Origin of the sequence: Pseudomonas sp. S3(2024) (genome assembly GCF_036861315.1) — a bacterium.
In the GTDB taxonomy this organism is placed as follows: Bacteria; Pseudomonadota; Gammaproteobacteria; order Pseudomonadales; family Pseudomonadaceae; genus Aquipseudomonas; species Aquipseudomonas putida_A.
Window position 1 is genome coordinate 268,118 of record NZ_JAZAQQ010000008.1, and the last position, 19,122, is coordinate 287,239.

Genomic DNA, 19,122 nt, shown 5'->3' on the forward strand with positions numbered 1-19,122 from the left:
TTATTCTTGTTGTGCGAAGAATAAAGATGCGCCGAGAGGGCCAAGGGTTCAAGCCGCATCAGGAATCTGATGGCTGGTATTGAATTCAGGTGTACCCAAAACAACTGTAGGAGTGAGCCTGCTCGCGATAGCGGGGTGTCAGTCAACATCAATGCTTAAAGACATACCGCTATCGCGAGCAGGCTCACTCCTACAAGGGAATTTGCTTGCCCACAGGATTCTGGTTGATCCAAATCCTGTGGGTTTTGCTTTCAAATCACCCGCGGTGACGACCGCGGAAGTAGTTGATCAGGCCCTGGGTAGAAGCATCGTCAGCAACGGTTTCATCGCTGCCGACCAGACGGTTGTAAACGCCTTTGCCCAGTTCCTTGCCCAGTTCCACGCCCCACTGGTCGAAGGCGTTGATGCCCCAGACCACGCTTTGCACGAACACTTTGTGCTCATACATGGCGACCAGCGCGCCCAGACGACGCGGGCTGATGCGCTCGACCACAATGGTGTTGCTCGGACGGTTGCCCGGGATCACCTTGTGCGGTGCGAGTTTGTGCACCTGTTCTTCGCTCATGCCTTTGTCGCGCAGTTCGGCTTCGGCTTCCGGCAGGGTCTTGCCGAGCATCAGCGCCTGGCTTTGCGACAGGCAGTTGGCGTACAGCCACTGATGGTGATCGGAGACCGGGTTGAAGCTGACGATCGGCACGATGAAATCGGCCGGGATCAGTTGGGTGCCCTGGTGCAGCAACTGGTGATACGCATGTTGACCGTTGCAGCCGACGCCACCCCAGATCACCGGGCCGGTATCGGTCGACACCGAGGTGCCGTCCTGACGCACGCTCTTGCCGTTGGATTCCATGTCCAGCTGTTGCAAGTGCTTGGTGATGTTACGCAGGTAGTGGTCGTACGGCAGGATCGCGTGGCTTTGCGCGCCCCAGAAGTTGCCGTACCACACGCCGAGCAGGGCCAGCAGCACCGGCATGTTCTGTTCGAACGGTGCGCTCTGGAAATGCTGGTCCATGGTGTAGGCACCGGACAGCAGTTCCTTGAAGTTGGACATGCCGATGGCCAGGGCAATCGGCAGACCGATGGCCGACCACAGCGAGTAACGACCGCCGACCCAGTCCCACATCGGGAAGATGTTTTCTTCACGGATGCCGAACGCAACGGCCGCAGCGTTGTTGCTCGATACCGCGATGAAGTGGCGATACAGCTCGGCTTCCGAACCACCCTGAGCCAGATACCAGGCGCGGGCGGCCTGCGCGTTCTTCAGGGTTTCGAGGGTGTTGAAGGATTTCGACGAAACAATGAACAGTGTGGTTTCGGCGCGCAACTTTTGCGTCAGTTCGTGGAACTCACTGCCGTCGATGTTCGCCAGGTAGTGGCAACGCACGCCTTTCTGCGCGTAGGACAACAGCGCTTCGGAGACCAGCTCCGGGCCGAGGAAAGAGCCACCGATGCCGATGTTGACCACGTCAGTGATCGGCTTCTCGGTGTAACCGCGCCACAGGCCATCGTGGATACGGCCGACCAGATCCGTGATCTGGTTCAGCACCTTGTGCACTTCCGGCATCACGTTGACGCCGTTGACCGATAGCTTGTCGCCCACCGGGCGGCGCAGAGCGGTGTGCAGCGCCGGGCGGCCTTCGGAGGCGTTGACGATTTCGCCGTCGAACAGCGCTTTGATCGCGCTTTTCAGATCGACTTCATTGGCCAGACCCACCAGCAGGTTGCGGGTTTCGGCGTTGATCAGGTTCTTCGAATAATCGAGAAACAGTCCGCAGCTGCTGAGGGTGAACTGATTGAAGCGCTGCGGATCGGCGTTGAAGGCTTCGCGCATGCTGAAATCCTGCATGGCTTGGCGGTGATCTTTCAACGCTTGCCAGGCAGGCAGAGCGGTAACGTCATGAGGAGTGCGGTAGTACGCCATCGCTGCGGTTTTCCTTTTTACTTGAACGGCCTTTTGAACACAGAACAGACCGATACGCCATGTTTGGGCGAGGGTCAAATGCGTCGACACGATTTTTCAACGCAGGGCGAATACAGTAAACCTCGCGCTGCGATCTGTCTTGACTTCTTCTGACCTGTTCCCTGTACTTTTTTAACATCAATACCGGGAACGGGCCGACCAACGGAAGGGGAGTGACGCGTCGAAGCGGCTCAGGCCACCTGAACCGGAATGGCGTTGCTGGTGTGGCTGAGCTCATTGCCCGGCGCCATGTACAGCATGCGCGGCTTGAAATTGAGCAGTTCCGCTTCGCTGTAATGGGCGTAGGCGCAAATGATCACGCGGTCGCCGACCTTGGCTTTATGCGCGGCTGCGCCATTGACCGAAATCATCCGCGAACCTTCTTCGCCACGAATCGCGTAGGTGGTGAAGCGCTCGCCATTGTCGACGTTATAGATCTGGATCTGCTCGTACTCACGGATGCCGGACAAGTCCAGCCACTCGCCATCAATGGCGCAGGAACCTTCGTAATCGAGTACCGCGTGAGTGACTTCGGCGCGGTGCAGCTTGGCCTTGAGCATGATGGCGTGCATGAGGGATTTCCCGGGTTGGAAGCAAACGGCGGGCAGTGTGCCCGAAGGCTTTGGGGGCGGCAATATGGCTTGAAATGCAAGTTTCAGAACACTGAAAAACACTGTAGGAGTGAGCCTGCTCGCGATAGCGGACTGTCATTCAACAAAGGTGTCGAAAGTCAGGCCCTCATCGCGAGCAGGCTCACTCCTACAGGGGTATTGCGCTGTTTTTTAAGTCGGGGTATCGAGGTTCAGGTGCAGGTTGTCGATCAACCGTGTGGTGCCGAGGAACGCGGCCACCAGAATCACCAGATCGCGGTCTTCAGCCGTTGCCGGACGCAAGGTCAGGGCATGACGGATTTCCAGGTAATCCGGACGCAGGCCGGCGGCTTCCAGCTGTTGCACCTGGGCTGCGATCAGCGCCGGAAAATCACGCTCGCCTTGTTTGATCGACTCGGCAATCGCGCTCAGGGTGCGGTAGACCACTGGCGCCACCGCGCGTTGATCTTCGCTGAGGAAGCCGTTGCGCGACGACAGCGCCAGGCCATCGGCCGCACGCACGGTGGGTTCGCCGATGATCTGGATCGGCATGTTCAGGTCATGCACCAGCGCGCGGATCACCGCCAGTTGCTGGAAGTCTTTCTGGCCGAAGATCGCCAGATCCGGCTGGACCATGTTGAACAGCTTGCTGACCACCGTCGCCACACCTTCGAAGTGCCCCGGACGGCTGGCGCCACACAGGCCTTCAGACAGTTGCGGCACGCTGACCCGGGTCTGCCCGGCCATGCCGTCGGGGTACATTTCTTCGACGGTCGGGGCGAACAGCAAGTGGCAGCCGGCTTGCAGCAGCTTTTCCTGATCCGCCGCCAGGGTGCGCGGGTACTTGTCGAGGTCTTCGCCGGCGCCGAACTGCAGCGGGTTGACGAAAATGCTCGCGACCACGAAATCCACGCGCTGAGTGGCTTTGGTGATCAGCGCAATGTGGCCGCTATGCAGGTTGCCCATGGTCGGCACGAAGCCGATGCGCTTGCCTTCACTGCGGGCGCGCGCCACGGCGGCGCGAAGTTCGCGTACGGTTTTAACGGTGTTCATGCAGAGAATCCGTGTTCGATCCCAGGGAAAGTAACGCCTTTGACTTCGTTGACGTAGGCCTTCAGTGCGGACTGGATGCTGTCCTGACCCTGCATGAAGTTCTTGACGAATTTCGGCACGCGGCCGGTGATCGACAGGCCGAGCATGTCGTGCAGCACCAGTACCTGGCCGTCGGTATCGCTACCGGCGCCGATGCCGATGACCGGAATCTTCACGGCCTGGCTGATTTCGGCGGCCAGTTCGCTCGGCACGCATTCCAGCAGCAGCATGGCTGCGCCGGCCTGTTCCAGCGAGATCGCGTCGGCACGCATCTGCCGCGCCTGGTTCTCGTTGCGGCCCTGCACTTTATAGCCGCCAAGAATGTTCACGGCCTGTGGGGTCAGGCCCATGTGCGCGCAGACCGGCACACCGCGCTCGGCCAGCAGGCGGATCGACTCCGCCAGCCACAGCGCGCCTTCGACCTTGATCATGTGCGCGCCGGCCTGCATCAGCATGGCGCTGTTGGTCAGGGTTTGCTCAATAGTGGCGTTGGCCATGAACGGCAGGTCGGCCAGGATCAGGGCGTCGGTGTTGCCGCGTTTGACGCACGCGGTGTGGTAGGCCATTTCTGCGATGGTCACCGGCAAGGTGCTGTCGTGCCCTTGCAGAACCATGCCGAGGGAGTCGCCCACCAGCAGCACTTCGACACCGGCCTCGTTGCAGGCGTGGGCGAAGGTCGCGTCATAGCAGGTCAGCATGGTGATCTTTTCACCTTTCTGCTTGAGGCTCTGGAGCGTGGTCAGGGTGATGGCTGGCATGTAAAAAATCCTCGTTCAGGCGCTCTGGAAACTACTGCGAGTAACGCGCGTGATTCTTCGTCTACTCAGGCGCACGCTCTTTTGTCGTGCTTATAAGGCCTGGATTGCGCCCGTATGTGCCGGGTTGGCGGCAGCGGGACGCCTATAGTCGTGAGGAGCCAAGCGGAAGTCAATTGCGTGTGTTACCGCATTGTTACGAGGGGAGTGTTACCGGCGTTACTGATGCGATTCAGCGGCGCGGCGGGATTGATTGGCGAGGTTTTTTGTCCGACAAAAAATCAGAATTGGAATACTCGATGTGGGAGCGGGCTTGCTCGCGAAAGCGGTGGGTCAGTTGACTGATTGAGTGACTGACACGACGCTTTCGCGAGCAAGCCCGCTCCCACAGGAGGTGTGGTTTCAAGCGTGCGCGAGGCGTTCGAGGCCTACGAACGGGCAGGCGGCGAGCAGATCGGACAGCGCGCGGCCATCGGCCAGGCGCAGGTCTGCGGGAGCCAGTTCGGCCAGCGGATACAGAACGAACGCCCGTTCCTGAATCTGATAATGCGGGACTTTCAGGCGTGGCTCGTCGATAAGCCGATCGCCGAACAGCAGGATATCCAGATCCAGCGTACGCGGCCCCCAACGTTCCAGACGCTCGCGACCCTGATCGTTTTCGATCGCTTGCAGCGCATCGAGCAGATTGAGCGGCGCGAGATTACTGTCGAGGGCGGCGACCGCGTTGGTGTAACGCGGTTGCCCTGGCAGCAGTGAATCGCTCTGATAGAACGCCGAAACACCAGCAAGGGAAGTCTGCGGCAATTGCCCCAGCGCGTTGAGCGCGCTGCGCAATTGTTCGGCCGGGTCAGCGAGGTTGCTGCCCAGGCCGATATAGATGCGTTCCATGCCTTATTCGCCCGATGCGCTCGGTGCCCCGGCGCGCTTGCGCTTGGAACCGCTGCTGCGGCGACGTTTGCGCGGCGCGCCGCTGGCGTCATCACCCTTGCCGCTGAGTTCGCGAATCATCTCGCGACGTTCGCTGTCGTTGGCGTCCTGATAGTCCGTCCACCATTCGCCCAGACCGTCGGTCTGCTCACCAGCGCTTTCACGCAGCAGCAGGAAGTCGTAACCGGCGCGGAAGCGTGGATTGTCCAGCAGCAGGTCGGCGCGTTTGCCGCTGCGGCGTGGCAAGCGTTCCTGCATGTCCCAGATTTCGCGGATCGGCATGGTGAAGCGCTTTGGAATGGCGATGCGCTGGCACTGCTCGGCGATCAGCTCGTGCGCACCTTCCTGCATCGCCGGAATCGGCGGCATACCACGTTCCTGCAGACGCAAGACACGGGCCGGCAGGGCAGGCCAGAGCAGGGCGGCAAACAGGAATGCCGGGGTTACCGGTTTGTTCTGCTTGATGCGCAGGTCGGTGTTGGTCAGCGCTTCGCTGATCAGCGTGTGGGTGTATTCCGGGTTGTGCTCCAGTGCGTCGGCACTGGCCGGGAACAGCGGGGCGAACAGTTGCAGATCGACCAGCATCTCGAACGTGATCGCGCCATGGCCGGAGAGGAACAGCTTGAGCACTTCCTCGAACAGGCGGGCCGACGGGATCTCGCGCAGCATCGGCGCCAGTTCGCGGATCGGCTGCACGGTGTGTTTTTCGATGCCGAAATTCAGCTTGGCGGCGAAACGCACGGCACGCAGCATGCGCACCGGGTCTTCCTGGTAACGCTGCTTCGGATCGCCGATCAGGCGGATCAGGTGATTGCGGATGTCGTGTACGCCGTTGGCGTAATCGAGAATGCGCTCGCTGACCGGATCGTAATACAGGGCGTTGATGGTGAAGTCGCGACGTTGCGCGTCTTCTTCCAGGGTGCCGTAGACGTTGTCGCGCAGAATCCGCCCGCTCTCATTACGCGAAGACTGGTTGCTGTCTTCGTCGTCTTCATTGACCGGGTGATTGGCGCGGAAAGTCGCGACTTCAATGATTTCGCGACCGAAATGGATATGCACCAGTTTGAAGCGGCGACCGATGATCCGCGCATTGCGGAATTCGGCACGGACTTGCTCGGGGGTGGCGCTGGTGGCGACGTCGAAATCCTTGGGCGTGATGCCCAGGAGCATGTCACGCACGCAACCACCGACCAGATAGGCCTGGTAGCCGGCGCCCTGCAAGCGTTCGACGATATTGACCGCATAGCGGCTGAATTGCCCCTTCTGCAGCGAATGTTGGCCGCTGTTGAGCACTTCAGGGGTGCTGCGGATGTGTTGCGTACGACGCACGGGAGTTCGGAATGACTGGAACAGCTTCTTCAGCATGGGATGCACTGTTTGAAGGAATGTTCGGCCATACCAAAGAATGACCGCATGATGGGCGCAGATTCTAGCATTTAGTCGGGGGATGGTGTAGGACGCAGCGGATTTGCGCTGTAAGTCGCAGGCTAAAGGCTTTGGGGGTGGGTTTTTGCGGGGGGGAAGAAACTACAAGGGGAGCCGAAGCTCCCCCAGAAGTAGTTGCGTGCTCTTTTTATTATTGATTCGGGCTTCTTGTTTTTGTTGAGTGCCCTCGCCATGAAGCTTTTCCTTCATGACCCTCCCAGTCGGGAGCCAAGAGCAAACGGATTGCTTTGGTCGCTGTGTTGCAGTGATCTTGCGATCCAACCAGTACAGGCTCTGTCTTAGGACAGTTTTTGTTGTTCTCGGCCTGGTCGTGGGGCTAGCCCCAAATACAACGCCTCTCCAAAAGAATCAGTTAGCTGCGCCTCTCGCCGTCTTGTTTTTATTGTGCGTGAGTCGATTCGTCTTATTTTTATTGTCTTGTGCATTGCTTGTTATTGTTCTTGTACCAAACATATAGCAGGTGCCGTGCCAACTTTTGCGAAGCCCAATAAAACAAGGGGTTAGGTCGATATAACGGTTTTCTCGGGGCGAAAAAAAGCCGGGGTTTCGTTACCGATAACCCCGGCTTCTGTTACGTGAAAGAACTGAGGTAACAGTTTTTTCACATCTTCAAGCGTTACGCGCACACTCGACAGGTAACGTTCAGCTCTCGCTGGCGACCCCGGTCTTGCGCCGTGGGATGCCCAGGCGCTGACGGCGTTCCCACAGGCACTTGCGGCTGACGCCCAGTTTGCGCGCCAGTTCGGTCTCGGTCATGTGGTCCTGATGCTCAAGAACGAAGTGCTGGAAGTAATCTTCCAGCGACAGGTCTTCGGTCGGCTCATGGCTGCTGTTGCTGGTGTTACCTGCGGTTTGCGCAGGCAAGCCGATGAACTCGTCGTCTTCCAGATCGCTCAACTCGATGTCGATGCCCAGCAGGTCGGCAGAGATTTCCGGGCTTTCGCTCAGGATCACTGCGCGCTCGACTGCGTTTTCCAGCTCGCGCACGTTACCCGGCCAGGAATAGTGCCGGATGGCCTGTTCGGCATCGGCGGCAAATTTCAGGTCGGTACGGTTGATGCGCGCACTCTGGCGAGCGAGGAACGCGGTGGCGATTTCGTTGACGTCGGCGCCACGTTCACGCAGGGCCGGCAATTTCAGGGCAATCACGTGCAGGCGGTAATACAGGTCTTCGCGGAACTGGCCGATTTTCGCCAGGCTCTTGAGGTCGCGGTGGGTCGCGGCGATCAAACGCACATCGACCTTTTGCGACTGCACCGACCCCACGCGGCGAATCTCGCCTTCCTGCAACACGCGCAGCAGACGGGCCTGGGCTTCGAGCGGCAGTTCGCCGATCTCGTCGAGGAACAGCGTGCCGCCGTCCGCCGCTTCCACCAGACCGGCGCGACCGGCGCTGGCGCCAGTGAACGCGCCTTTTTCGTGGCCGAACAGTTCGGACTCGATCAGGCTTTCCGGAATGGCAGCGCAGTTCACCGAAATCATCGGTGCCTTGGCACGCTTGGACAGGTTATGCAGGGCGCGGGCCACCAGCTCTTTACCGGTGCCGGACTCGCCCTGGATCAGGACATTGGAATCAGTCGGCGCGACTTTGCGTATCTTGCTGTACAGATCCTGCATCGGCGGGCACGAGCCAATGATGCCGATCTCGCCGTTGCTGTTGTCGACAGACGACTTGCCGCTGCCATTGGCTGCTTTGCCGGCAGGCACTTCGCCGGCGGCAGGCGTCGACTGGTGATCACGCAGGATCCGCGCGACCGCCTGAAGCATTTCATCATGATCGAAAGGCTTGGCGATGTAGTCCACCGCGCCCATCTTCATCGAGTCGACCGCAGAGCGCAGGCTGGCGTAGCTGGTCATGATCAGCACCGGTTTGCCCTGGCCAAGCTTGATCAACTCGGTGCCGGGGGCGCCAGGCAGGCGCAGGTCGCTGACGATCAGATCGAATGTGGGAATACTGAAGCGTTCTTGTGCTTCCTGCACAGAACCGGCTTCGCTGACCTGATACTGGTTACGTTCCAGCAGGCGGCGCAAGGCGGAGCGGATAATGGTTTCGTCTTCGACGATCAAAATGTGCGGCATTGATTCGATACTCTCGACGGTCTCAGTTCACAGCGGACGTCGCTTCGACATGACGCGGTAAGGTCACCCGGATACGGGTGCCGCGCTGGCTTTGTACATCAGCCGGGCTGTCGATGGTGATTTGTCCATAATGCTCTTCAACGATGGAATAGACCAGTGCAAGGCCCAGACCGGTACCTTCACCCGGATCCTTGGTGGTGAAGAAAGGTTCGAACAATCGGTCCATGATGTTCTGCGGAATACCACTGCCTTCGTCTTCGACGATCAGATCGACCGTGTGTTCGCCGGCTTCACTCTTGACCCGTACGGCACTGTGCGGCGGCGAGGCGTCGCGGGCATTGGAGAGCAGATTGATCAGCACCTGGGCGAGGCGCTGCGGATCGCCTTCGACCCAGTGATCGGGGTCGCAAAGGTTGTAGAACTGCACTTCGAAGTTGCGCCGGTTCAGCGCCAGCAGGCCAATTGCATCCTGCGCGACTTCGGCCAGACAGACGGGTTCGTCGCTGTGCTGGTGGCTGCCGGCGTGGGCGAAGCTCATTAGCGACTGCACAATGCGCGACACGCGCTTGGTCTGTTCGAGAATCTGCCCGCTGATCTCCGTCAGTTCGCCATCTTCTTCACGCTCTTCGCGCAGGTTCTGCGCCAGACAGGCGATGCCGGTGATCGGGTTGCCGATTTCATGAGCCACACCTGCCGCCAGTCGACCAATGCTCGCCAGACGTTCCGAGTGCACCAGTTTGTCTTCGAGCATTTGGGTTTCGGTCAGGTCTTCCACTAGCAGCACCAGGCCGCTGTTGCCCGGGGCCAACGGTTCATCGATCGCCGCTTTGTGCAGATTCAGCCAGCGGGTCTGGCCGTCGAGGGCCAGGTGCTGTTTGTGCAAATGCTCGTCGGGCAGGTTGATGAAGCCTTGCAGCAACTGCTTCCACGGATTGGCGATGGTGCTCAGGCGCGAGCCGACCACGCGTTGCGCGGCGATGCCGGTGAGTTCTTCCATGGCTTTGTTCCACATCAGGATCTCTTGATCCTTGGCCAGCGAGCAGACGCCCATTGGCAGCTCCTGCAGGGTCTGGCGGTGGTAGCGGCGCAAGGCGTCGAGTTCGGCGGCCAGCCCGGTGAGGCGCGAGTGGTAGTCCTCGAGACGGCTTTCGATGAAGTGGATGTCTTCGGTTACGTAGTTCTCGCCGCCAGCCTTGTACGGCAGGAAGGTTTCGACCATGTCCTGCGCCACGCTCGGGCCCATCAGGCCGGAGAGGTTGGCTTCGATCCGATCACGCAAACGGCGCAAGGCGTAAGGACGGCGTTCGTCGAAAGGCAGATAGAGGTCGCGCAGGGCCTGCTCGACTTCTTTCTGCGCCGCCTTGGCGCCTAGCGGTTTGGCCAGTTGCGTGGCGAACTCCTGGGGCGAGGCGGCGTGCAGTTCACGACGTTGCGGACGGCGCACGTTATCCACCGCGCAGGCTTCGGCGGCGCTGGCTTCTTCAGGGCTGGCGTTGGTGAACAGAGAGATCAGGGTGAACATCAGCACGTTGGCCGCTAGCGAGGCAATGGCCGCCATGTGCCAACTGGTGTCGTCCAGCACGTAGATCATGTTCAGCAGTGGAATGTAGAAACCCTGCAGGTTGCCGACCAGCGGCAACAGCATGGTCACCACCCACACCAGAATCCCCGCCAGCAAGCCGGCGATAAAGCCGCGCCGGTTGGCGGTCGGCCAGTACAGCACCGAGAGCACGCCGGGCAGGAACTGCAGGGTGGCGACGAAGGCGACGATGCCAAGGTTGGCCAGGTCCTGACCGGCGCCGAGCATCAGGTAAAAGCAGAAACCGGCCATGATGATCGCGACGATCAGTGCCCGGCGGGTCCACTTCAGCCAGCGGTAGATATTGCCTTCGGCTGGTGGCTGATAGAGCGGCAGCACCAAGTGGTTCAGCGCCATGCCCGACAGCGCCAGGGTGGTGACGATGATCAGGCCACTGGCGGCCGACAGTCCGCCGACGTACGCCAGCAAGGCCAGCGGTTTGCTGTTGGCGGCAATGCCGATGCCGAGGGTGAAGTATTCCGGATCAGTGGTGGCGCCGAGCTTCAGGCCGGCCCAGAGAATCAACGGCACCGCCAGACTCATCAGCAACAGGAACAGCGGCAGGCCCCAACTGGCACTGACCAGCGAGCGCGGATTGAGGTTTTCGGTGAAGGTCATGTGATACATGTGCGGCATCACGATCGCCGAGGCGAAGAACACCAGCAACAGCGTGCGCCACGGCCCTTCCTGCAGCGGCGTGTGCAGCGCGGCGAGGGCGGTCTGGTTTTGCAGCAGCCACAGTTCAAGCTGTTGCGGGCCGTCGAACACGCCGTACAGCGCATAGAGGCCGACGCCGCCGAGGGCGATCAGTTTGATCACCGATTCGAAGGCAATCGCGAACACCAGCCCTTCGTGTTTCTCGCGGGTGGCGATATGCCGGGAGCCGAAAAAGATCGTGAACAGAATGATCAGCGCACAGAACGCCAGCGCAACACGGCTCTGGATAGGCTCGCCGGTGAGGATGCCGATGGAGTCGGCCACGGCCTGAATCTGCAACGCCAGCAGCGGCAGTACGCCGATCAGCATGAAGATGGTGGTCAGCGCGCCGGCCCAGGTGCTGCGGAAGCGGAAGGCGAACAGATCCGCCAGCGACGACAGTTGATAGGTGCGGGTGATTTTCAGGATCGGATACAGCAGCACCGGCGCCAACAGAAACGCGCCGGATACCCCGAGATAACTGGAGAGAAAGCCGTAGCCGTACTGATAGGCCAGGCCCACGGTGCCGTAAAACGCCCACGCACTGGCGTAGACCCCCAGCGACAGGGTGTAGGTCAACGGGTGGCGAATGATCGCTCGCGGGATCATGCCCCGTTCGCTGATCCAGGCGACGCCGAACAGCACCGTCAGGTACGCGGCGCTGACCAGGATCATCTGGGTCAGGCTAAAGCTCATCGGCATCTTTTTGGCTCTGCAGGATGAAGGTCACGACAATCAGGATCAACCAGAGCAGATACGGCCGATACCAGGCGCCCGTGGCGTCGATCCACCAATCCATGATGGCTGGCGAAAACAGATAGATTCCCACGACCAGAAGCAGGACCAAGCGATAGATGTACATCCCGGCCTCTCTTTTTTATGCGCGTGCCCGAAAACGTGCGGCGATGGTAACGGATGGGCGCGCCACTGCAAGTGTCGTCATTGCAGTTGCGCTTCGGGCAGGGTCAGTGTGCGCGGGATCTTTGTCGCATCCCAGTGGGCTGCGCCCCATTTGAGCAATTCCTCGGGTGTGGCATGGGCCAGTTCGGCACCGGGGTTTTGTCCCAGCGCTCGCAGGGCCCGCAGCAGCAAAGGAGTGGCCTGATCCGCCTCAAGCGGCGGCGAACGGTAGGATTTGCCGAGTTTGTTGCCGTCCGGCTGCGTGATCAATGGCAAGTGCAGATAGCGCGGCTGACGCAGGCCAAACAGTTCTTGCAGGTAGAGCTGGCGTGGCGTGGAGTCGAGCAGGTCGGCACCGCGCACGATGTCGGTGATGCCTTGCCAGGCGTCATCCAGCACCACGGCCAGTTGATAGGCGTAGAGGCCGTCGCGGCGGCGAATCACGAAATCGCCGACGTCGCGCCCCAGATGCTGGCGGAACTCGCCCTGCACGCGGTCGATGAAGTGGTATTCCAGTTCCGGCACGCGCAGGCGGATCGCCGCGTCTTGCTGCTCATGCCCGGCATTGCGGCACAAGCCTGGATAAATCCCGTGGTACGGCTCCAGTTGCTTGCGCGAACAGGTGCAGGCGTAGGCCAGGCCGTGATTGAACAGACTGTTGAGGACTTCGGCGTAGGCGTCGTGCCGGTCACTCTGACGCACCATTTCGCCGTCCCATTCGAAACCGTAGCTTTCCAGCGCTTTGAGAATGGCCGCCTGCGCGCCGGGCTCTTCCCGGGGTGGATCGAGATCTTCCATGCGCACCAGCCAGCGCCCGCCGACCGCGCGTGCGTCGAGATAAGAGGCGAGGGCGGCAACCAGCGAGCCGAAGTGCAGATGGCCACTGGGGGTCGGGGCGAAGCGGCCGATGTAGGCGGAAGCGGTTTTGGCAGTCATGTGGACAATATAACTTTTCAGGATTCGCGCAGATTACCCCTGTGGGAGCGGGCTTGCTCGCGAAAGCGTCGGCTCAGACATATTTGATGTTGAATGACACACCGCCTTCGGGAGCAAGCCCCCTCCCACCAAAAGCGCAAACAGGGCAAAAGGCAGAAACATTACCCCTGTGGGAGCGGGCTTGCTCGCGAAAGCGTCGGCTCAGACATATTTGATGTTGAATGACACACCGCCTTCGGGAGCAAGCCCCCTCCCACAAAAGCGAGGCATAAAGGGCAAAGGCAAAAGGCAGAAACAAAAACGGAGCGTTCGCACGCTCCGTTTTTCATTCAGGTCGAGATTACTTGCCGACCTGCTTTTCCTTGATTTCCGCCAAGGTCTTGCAGTCGATGCACAGATCGGCGGTAGGACGGGCCTCGAGGCGCTTGACGCCGATCTCGATGCCGCAGGACTCGCACCAGCCGTACTCTTCGTCCTGGATCAGTTCGAGGGTCTTGTCGATCTTCTTGATCAGTTTGCGCTCGCGATCGCGGGCGCGCAGCTCGAGGGCGAATTCTTCTTCCTGGCTGGCACGGTCGGCCGGGTCAGGGAAGTTGGCCGCTTCGTCTTTCATGTGATCAACAGTACGGTCGACTTCCTGCATCAAGTCCTGTTTCCACTTGTTCAGGATCTTGGTGAAGTGCGCGCGCATCGGGGCGCCCATGTACTCCTCGCCTTCCTTCGGAACGTAAGGTTCGAAGCCGCTGATCGTCACTTGCTGCTGTTGCTTTGCTTGGGTGGGCATGAAATGGACCGCCTCTACTCTTGTAATCCATTGCGCAGGATTGCTCCATCACCGACACCTGCCGGCCCTGCGGCTGCAAGCGGGCGAACTTACCAGATCAATTCGGCCCGCGCTACTCCCGGATGTCGAGGCCCCGGCGGGTGGCGCTTGCAGAAGTCTGGCAAGCCGTGTCTGGCGCTGTTGAAAGCCTGTTCAATCACTGATTTTAGTCAATCCTGGAGCGTACGCGCATATCGTTACAGTCCAGCGTTCTTGAGGCTGTGACCGCAACGGGTTCTCGCTCGTTCCGGCAGATGGGTAGAATCGTCTCTTTTTCCCCGTCGAAGGAAAACCAATGGCTCAGCCTTACAGTGCGCGCAGTCGTGCGATCGAACCGTTCCATGTAATGGCGCTGCTGGCGCGGGCCAACGAACTGCAGGCCGAAGGTCACGACGTGATCCACCTGGAAATCGGCGAGCCGGACTTCACCACGGCCGAGCCGATCATCCGTGCCGGGCAGGCTGCGCTGACGGCGGGCAAGACCCGCTACACCGCCGCGCGCGGTATTCCTGAACTGCGCGAGGCGATTTCCGGGTTCTATCAATCGCGTTACGGTTTGAACATCGATCCGCGGCGGATCCTGATCACGCCGGGTGGCTCCGGTGCGCTGTTGCTGGCCAGTGCCTTGCTGGTCGATCCGGGCAAACACTGGCTGCTGGCGGATCCTGGCTACCCGTGCAACCGGCACTTTCTGCGACTGGTCGAAGGCGCGGCGCAACTGGTGCCGGTCGGGCCGGAGGTGCGTTACCAACTGACCCCGGATCTGGTGGCACGTCACTGGGATCACGACAGCGTTGGTGCGTTGGTGGCATCGCCAGCCAACCCCACCGGTACCATCCTGACCCGCGATGAACTGGCCGGGTTATCCACCGCAATCAAAGCGCGCCACGGGCACCTGGTGGTGGACGAGATCTACCACGGCCTGACTTACGGCACCGATGCCGCCAGCGTGCTGGAAGTCGATGACAGCGCCTTTGTCCTCAATAGTTTCTCCAAATATTTCGGCATGACCGGTTGGCGGCTCGGCTGGCTGGTGGCGCCGGAGGCTGCGGTCAGTGAGCTGGAAAAGCTCGCACAGAACCTCTACATCAGCGCCCCGAGCATGGCGCAGTACGCGGCACTGGCCTGTTTCGAACCGGACACCATCAGCATTCTTGAAGAGCGCCGCGCCGAATTTGGCCGCCGCCGCGACTTCCTTCTGCCGGCATTGCGCGAGTTGGGTTTCAATATCGCCGTCGAGCCTGAAGGTGCGTTTTACTTGTATGCCGATATCAGCCAGTTCGGCGGTGATGCCTTCGCGTTCTGCCGTCATTTCCTCGAAACCGAGCACGTTGCCTTCACCCCAGGGCTGGATTTCGGGCGTTATCAGGCCAGCCACCATGTGCGTTTCGCTTACACGCAAAACCTCCCTCGCTTACAGGAAGCGGCGGAACGTATCGCTCGCGGCTTGAAGAGCTGGCAAGGCTGATGCGCTTTTATCCGGCTCTGGAAGAGGCGCGGCTGATTCGTCGCTACAAACGTTTTCTGGCGGACGTTGAAACGGTCAATGGCGAGTTGTTGACCCTGCACTGCCCGAACACCGGCTCGATGCTCAACTGTCAGGTCGAAGGCGGGCAAGTGTGGTTCAGTCGCTCAAACGACCCGAAGCGCAAACTGCCCGGCACTTGGGAAATCGGGGAAACGCCGCAGGGTCGGCTGTTCTGCGTGAACACTGGCCGCGCCAACGCCCTCGTTGAAGAGGCGCTGCAGGCCGGTGTCATCAGCGAGTTGAACGGCTTCACCGCGCTTAAACGCGAAGTGGCATACGGTCAGGAAAAAAGCCGTATCGATTTCCGCCTTGAATACCCGAGCGGGCCGGCTTATGTGGAAGTTAAAAGTGTCACTTTGGGGTTCGACGGGACGAATGTCGCGGCGTTTCCCGACGCAGTTACCCAGCGCGGCGCCAAGCATCTGCGCGAGCTGGCGCATCTGGCCCGTGACGGTATTCGTGCGGTGCAGTTGTATTGCGTCAATCTCAGCGGGATTGAAGCGGTGCGACCGGCCGAAGAAATCGATTCGGCGTACGCGGATGCCCTGCGTGAAGCGGTGGCGTGCGGGGTCGAGGTGTTGGCCTACGGTGTGCGCTTGAACCACGAAGAGATGGTGATCGACCGGCGGCTGGACGTTTTGCTCAGCGGTTAAACATCTATCCACAGCCCCTGTGCGTCTTCGCGGCAGGGGATGGTGGTCAGGAATTGCCCGGCGCAGGGCCCGGCGACGCATTCGCCGTCCTCGATCAGAAACAGTGCGCCGTGGGTGGCGCACTGGATCAGGCTGTTGCTCGGGTCGAGAAACTGGTCGGGGTGCCATTCCAGACCGACGCCGCGATGCGGGCAACGATTGAGATAAACATAGACCTGGCCATTGCGGCGCACGGCAAACAGTTTGTTGCCGTCGATGTCGAACCCACGGCTGCCGGCCTCAGCGAGATCGGTACCGGCGCACAAAAACTTCATGGCTATCCTCAAATGTCAGCTCGTTTCAGGAAATGTCCGAGCTTGACGTTTAAATGCAAACAATTATCAAATGGCCGCCTTCGCCCACTGCGCGCAACCGCGGTCAAGGATACTTGGCCCGCCGGTTCGCTGCCCGGGAAAACTTTTCAAGGAAAGCTGCGTATGCGCCTGATTACCCGCGTTGCCGTGCTGTGTGTCGGACTGCTCGCCAGCCTTCAGGCGACAGCTGCCGATTTGCCACAACGTTGGGTCAGCGCCGGTGGGGCGCTTTCGGAGTGGGTGAGTGCATTGGGTGGCGAATCTAAACTGGTCGGCGTCGACACCACCAGCCAGCATCCGCAATCGCTGAAGAAGCTGCCCAGCATCGGCTATCAACGCAGTCTCTCGGCAGAAGGCATTCTCAGTCTGCGCCCGGACATCCTCATTGGCACCGAAGAAATGGGCCCGCCACCGGTTATTGCTCAGGTGAAGAGCGCCAAGGTGCAGGTCGAACTGTTCTCGGCGCAGCCGGATCTGCCGACCCTGGAAAAAAACGTTACGCATCTCGGACAGTTGCTGGGCGCGCAAGCGCAGGCGACTCGGTTGCTGGAAAGTTATCAACAGCAGCTTACCGAGCAGAAAGCGCGAGTCGCTGAGTTGCAGACCAGGCATAAAGCGCCCGGTGTGCTAGTGCTGATCGGGCATGCCGGCGGCAAACCTTTGATTGCCGGCAAGGACACTGCCGCCGACTGGCTGCTGCAACGGGCCGGGGGACATAACCTGGCGACGCATACCGGTTACAAACCGTTCTCCGTGGAGTCGCTGGCCGGGCTCGATCCTGAGGTGCTGGTGTTTGCTGATCGCGCGTTGAGCGGCGAGGCGGCAAAAGCGGCATTGTTCAAGGAAAACCCCATTCTCAATTCAAGCCGCGCGGCCAAGGCCGGACGGGTGCTGGAGCTGGATCCGACGCTGCTGGTCGGCGGGCTCGGGCCGCGTTTACCGGCGGCACTGAAGAATTTGTCTGACGGCTTCTACCCGACCGCGAGCGGCCAATGACCGTACTGGTCAAACCACGAAGCCTGTTTATCGGCCTGACGCTCCTGTGTTTGCTGGCCATCTGGCTGTCGTTGGCGCTGGGGCCGGTGAGCCTGCCGCTGTTCGATACGTTACGCGCTGCATTGCGCATGGTCGGTGTGCCGTTGGCGCCGGACGGTCTGGAGCAGGCCGAGCTGATCCTCGGGCAGATCCGTCTGCCGCGCACCTTGCTCGGTCTGGCCGTCGGCGGTGTGCTGGCACTGTCGGGTGTGGCGATGCAGGGCTTGTTTCGCAATCCGCTGGCCGATCCCGGGTTGGTCGGGGTTTCCAGTGGGGCAGCGCTGGGTGCGGCGGTGGCGATTGTCGGCGGGTCATTTTTTGGCGGTTTGCCGGAGTGGTTCGGGCCGTACCTGTTGTCGGCGTGCGCGTTTCTCGGTGGACTGGGGGTGACGGCGCTGGTCTATCGGCTCGGTCGGCGCAACGGCCAGACTAACGTCGCGACCATGCTGCTGGCCGGGATCGCCCTGACGGCATTGGCAAGCTCGGCGGTGGGTCTGTTCACCTATCTGGCGGATGACGCGACTTTGCGTACGCTGACTTTCTGGAATCTGGGCAGCCTCAATGGCGCCAGTTACGCGCGTTTGTGGCCGTTGCTGATTATCAGCACTGGCGTCGCGTTGTGGTTGCCGCGGCGTGCCAAGGCGCTGAATGCGTTGTTGCTCGGTAAATCCGAGGCGGGGCATCTGGGGATCGATGTCGAGCGGCTCAAACGTGAATTGGTGTTCTGCACGGCGTTGGGTGTTGGCGCGGCGGTAGCGGCAGCCGGGATGATCGGTTTCGTTGGGCTGGTGGTGCCGCATCTGGTGCGTTTATTGGCCGGGCCCGATCACCGGGTGTTGCTGCCAGCGTCGGTACTGGCGGGGGCGAGCCTGTTGTTGCTGGCGGATCTGGTGGCGCGGTTGGCGCTGGCGCCGGCGGAGTTGCCGATCGGTATCGTCACGGCGTTTATCGGCGCGCCGTTCTTCCTCTACCTGTTGCTGCGAGGTCGTGCCTGATGCTGCGTGCGCACAATCTGCACATCCGTCGCGGACGCAAGACTGTCCTCAGCGACGTCACCCTGCAGCTTGAACCCGGTGAGGTGTTGGGTGTGCTCGGGCCGAACGGTGCCGGCAAAAGTACCTTGCTCGGTGCCTTGTGCGGTGAACTGGCTGCGGGTGAGGGCGAGGTGTTGCTCGACGACAAGGTGCTGAGTCACTGGACAGGTACGCAGCGCGCTCAGCGCCTGGCGGTGTTGCCGCAGGTGTCGACGCTGGATTTTGCTTTTCGCGTGGAAGAAGTGGTCGGCATGGGCCGTCTGCCTTATCAGAGCGGTCGGGCGCGCGACGACGAGATCGTTGCGGCAGCGCTGGCCGCTGCGGATGCCGGGCATCTGAGCGGGCGCAGTTATCTGGCGTTGTCGGGTGGCGAGCGCCAGCGCGTGCATCTGGCGCGGGTGCTGGCGCAGTTATGGCCGGGGCAGGCCGGGCAAACGCTGTTGCTGGATGAGCCGACCTCGATGCTTGATCCACTGCATCAGCATACGACGCTGCAAGCGGTGCGTGAATTTGCCGACCGTGGCGCGGCAGTGCTGGTCATCCTGCATGATCTGAATCTGGCGGCGCGCTATTGTGACCGGGTGTTGCTGCTTGAGGGCGGGCGCCCGGTGGCGCTGGGTACACCGCAGCAGGTCTTGCGACCGGACGCGCTCAAAGCCGTGTTCGGTCTCGAAGTATTGGTGCAGCCGCACCCGGAGCGTGGGCATCCGCTGATCATCGCCCGCTGATTTCTCAT

Annotated in this window: 17 protein-coding genes; 5 read left to right on the top strand and 12 right to left on the bottom strand. The window is 60.7% G+C overall.

All coding sequences use genetic code 11. The features are described from left to right. Positions 1-256: 256 nt before the first annotated feature. From pgi to dksA, 11 genes are all read right to left on the bottom strand, one after another. Positions 257-1,921, bottom strand: a complete 1,665-nt coding sequence (gene pgi / locus VLA07_RS21120; RefSeq protein WP_247269210.1) for a glucose-6-phosphate isomerase — start codon at positions 1,919-1,921, stop codon at positions 257-259. 230 nt (positions 1,922-2,151) lie between these two features. Continuing rightward, the gene (panD, locus tag VLA07_RS21125; protein WP_003228271.1) at positions 2,152-2,532 is read right to left on the bottom strand and encodes an aspartate 1-decarboxylase; all 381 of its coding nucleotides are present in this window, start codon (positions 2,530-2,532) and stop codon (positions 2,152-2,154) included. A gap of 210 nt (positions 2,533-2,742) precedes the next feature. Further along, positions 2,743-3,603 carry a pantoate--beta-alanine ligase gene (panC, locus tag VLA07_RS21130; protein WP_333991165.1) on the bottom strand — a complete coding sequence of 287 codons (861 nt, stop codon included), beginning with the start codon at positions 3,601-3,603 and terminating at the stop codon, positions 2,743-2,745. Beyond that, on the bottom strand, positions 3,600-4,400 hold the full coding sequence (gene panB / locus VLA07_RS21135) for a 3-methyl-2-oxobutanoate hydroxymethyltransferase (protein ID WP_103367307.1): 801 nt from the start codon (positions 4,398-4,400) through the stop codon (positions 3,600-3,602). The genes panC and panB overlap by 4 nt, the downstream gene beginning before the upstream one ends. A gap of 399 nt (positions 4,401-4,799) precedes the next feature. Continuing rightward, positions 4,800-5,285 carry a 2-amino-4-hydroxy-6-hydroxymethyldihydropteridine diphosphokinase gene (folK, locus tag VLA07_RS21140; RefSeq protein WP_333991167.1) on the bottom strand — a complete coding sequence of 162 codons (486 nt, stop codon included), beginning with the start codon at positions 5,283-5,285 and terminating at the stop codon, positions 4,800-4,802. A gap of 3 nt (positions 5,286-5,288) precedes the next feature. Then, positions 5,289-6,689: a polynucleotide adenylyltransferase PcnB gene (locus tag VLA07_RS21145; RefSeq protein ID WP_007963895.1), complete on the bottom strand. Its 1,401-nt coding sequence runs from the start codon at positions 6,687-6,689 to the stop codon at positions 5,289-5,291. Positions 6,690-7,412: 723 nt separating this feature from the next. Further along, the gene (locus tag VLA07_RS21150; protein ID WP_103367311.1) at positions 7,413-8,849 is read right to left on the bottom strand and encodes a sigma-54-dependent transcriptional regulator; all 1,437 of its coding nucleotides are present in this window, start codon (positions 8,847-8,849) and stop codon (positions 7,413-7,415) included. A 22-nt stretch (positions 8,850-8,871) separates the two neighbouring features. Beyond that, the gene (locus tag VLA07_RS21155; RefSeq protein ID WP_027614096.1) at positions 8,872-11,826 is read right to left on the bottom strand and encodes a sensor histidine kinase; all 2,955 of its coding nucleotides are present in this window, start codon (positions 11,824-11,826) and stop codon (positions 8,872-8,874) included. Beyond that, positions 11,810-11,986 carry a hypothetical protein gene (locus VLA07_RS21160; protein ID WP_003176118.1) on the bottom strand — a complete coding sequence of 59 codons (177 nt, stop codon included), beginning with the start codon at positions 11,984-11,986 and terminating at the stop codon, positions 11,810-11,812. The genes VLA07_RS21155 and VLA07_RS21160 overlap by 17 nt, the downstream gene beginning before the upstream one ends. A 77-nt stretch (positions 11,987-12,063) precedes the next feature. Then, entirely contained in the window at positions 12,064-12,960 is an 897-nt protein-coding gene (gluQRS, locus tag VLA07_RS21165) for a tRNA glutamyl-Q(34) synthetase GluQRS (RefSeq protein WP_333991170.1), read from the bottom strand. Positions 12,961-13,300: 340 nt separating this feature from the next. Then, positions 13,301-13,744, bottom strand: coding sequence for an RNA polymerase-binding protein DksA (dksA, locus tag VLA07_RS21170; RefSeq protein ID WP_027614094.1), 444 nt, complete (start codon positions 13,742-13,744; stop codon positions 13,301-13,303). Positions 13,745-14,078: 334 nt separating this feature from the next. Between dksA and VLA07_RS21175 the strand changes: the two genes are divergently transcribed. Then, positions 14,079-15,251 carry a pyridoxal phosphate-dependent aminotransferase gene (locus tag VLA07_RS21175; RefSeq protein ID WP_333991171.1) on the top strand — a complete coding sequence of 391 codons (1,173 nt, stop codon included), beginning with the start codon at positions 14,079-14,081 and terminating at the stop codon, positions 15,249-15,251. After that, the gene (sfsA, locus tag VLA07_RS21180) at positions 15,251-15,964 is read left to right on the top strand and encodes a DNA/RNA nuclease SfsA (RefSeq protein ID WP_135296575.1); all 714 of its coding nucleotides are present in this window, start codon (positions 15,251-15,253) and stop codon (positions 15,962-15,964) included. Before VLA07_RS21175 ends, sfsA begins: the two co-directional genes overlap by 1 nt. On the opposite strand, the gene VLA07_RS21185 is transcribed toward sfsA, so the two are convergent. Further along, the gene (locus VLA07_RS21185) at positions 15,961-16,278 is read right to left on the bottom strand and encodes a Rieske (2Fe-2S) protein (RefSeq protein ID WP_330207108.1); all 318 of its coding nucleotides are present in this window, start codon (positions 16,276-16,278) and stop codon (positions 15,961-15,963) included. The two genes, sfsA and VLA07_RS21185, sit on opposite strands and share 4 nt — an antisense overlap. A gap of 162 nt (positions 16,279-16,440) precedes the next feature. Here VLA07_RS21185 and VLA07_RS21190 point away from each other — a divergent pair, with 162 nt between their 5' ends. From VLA07_RS21190 to VLA07_RS21200, 3 genes are read left to right on the top strand one after another with little or no spacing between them, the layout of a single operon-like run. After that, positions 16,441-17,313: a heme/hemin ABC transporter substrate-binding protein gene (locus VLA07_RS21190; RefSeq protein WP_247269205.1), complete on the top strand. Its 873-nt coding sequence runs from the start codon at positions 16,441-16,443 to the stop codon at positions 17,311-17,313. A 50-nt stretch (positions 17,314-17,363) separates the two neighbouring features. Continuing rightward, on the top strand, positions 17,364-18,347 hold the full coding sequence (locus VLA07_RS21195) for a FecCD family ABC transporter permease (RefSeq protein ID WP_333991208.1): 984 nt from the start codon (positions 17,364-17,366) through the stop codon (positions 18,345-18,347). After that, complete coding sequence (locus tag VLA07_RS21200) at positions 18,347-19,114, top strand: heme ABC transporter ATP-binding protein (protein ID WP_330207107.1); 768 nt, start codon at positions 18,347-18,349, stop codon at positions 19,112-19,114. Before VLA07_RS21195 ends, VLA07_RS21200 begins: the two co-directional genes overlap by 1 nt. The last annotated feature ends 8 nt before the right edge of the window (positions 19,115-19,122 follow it).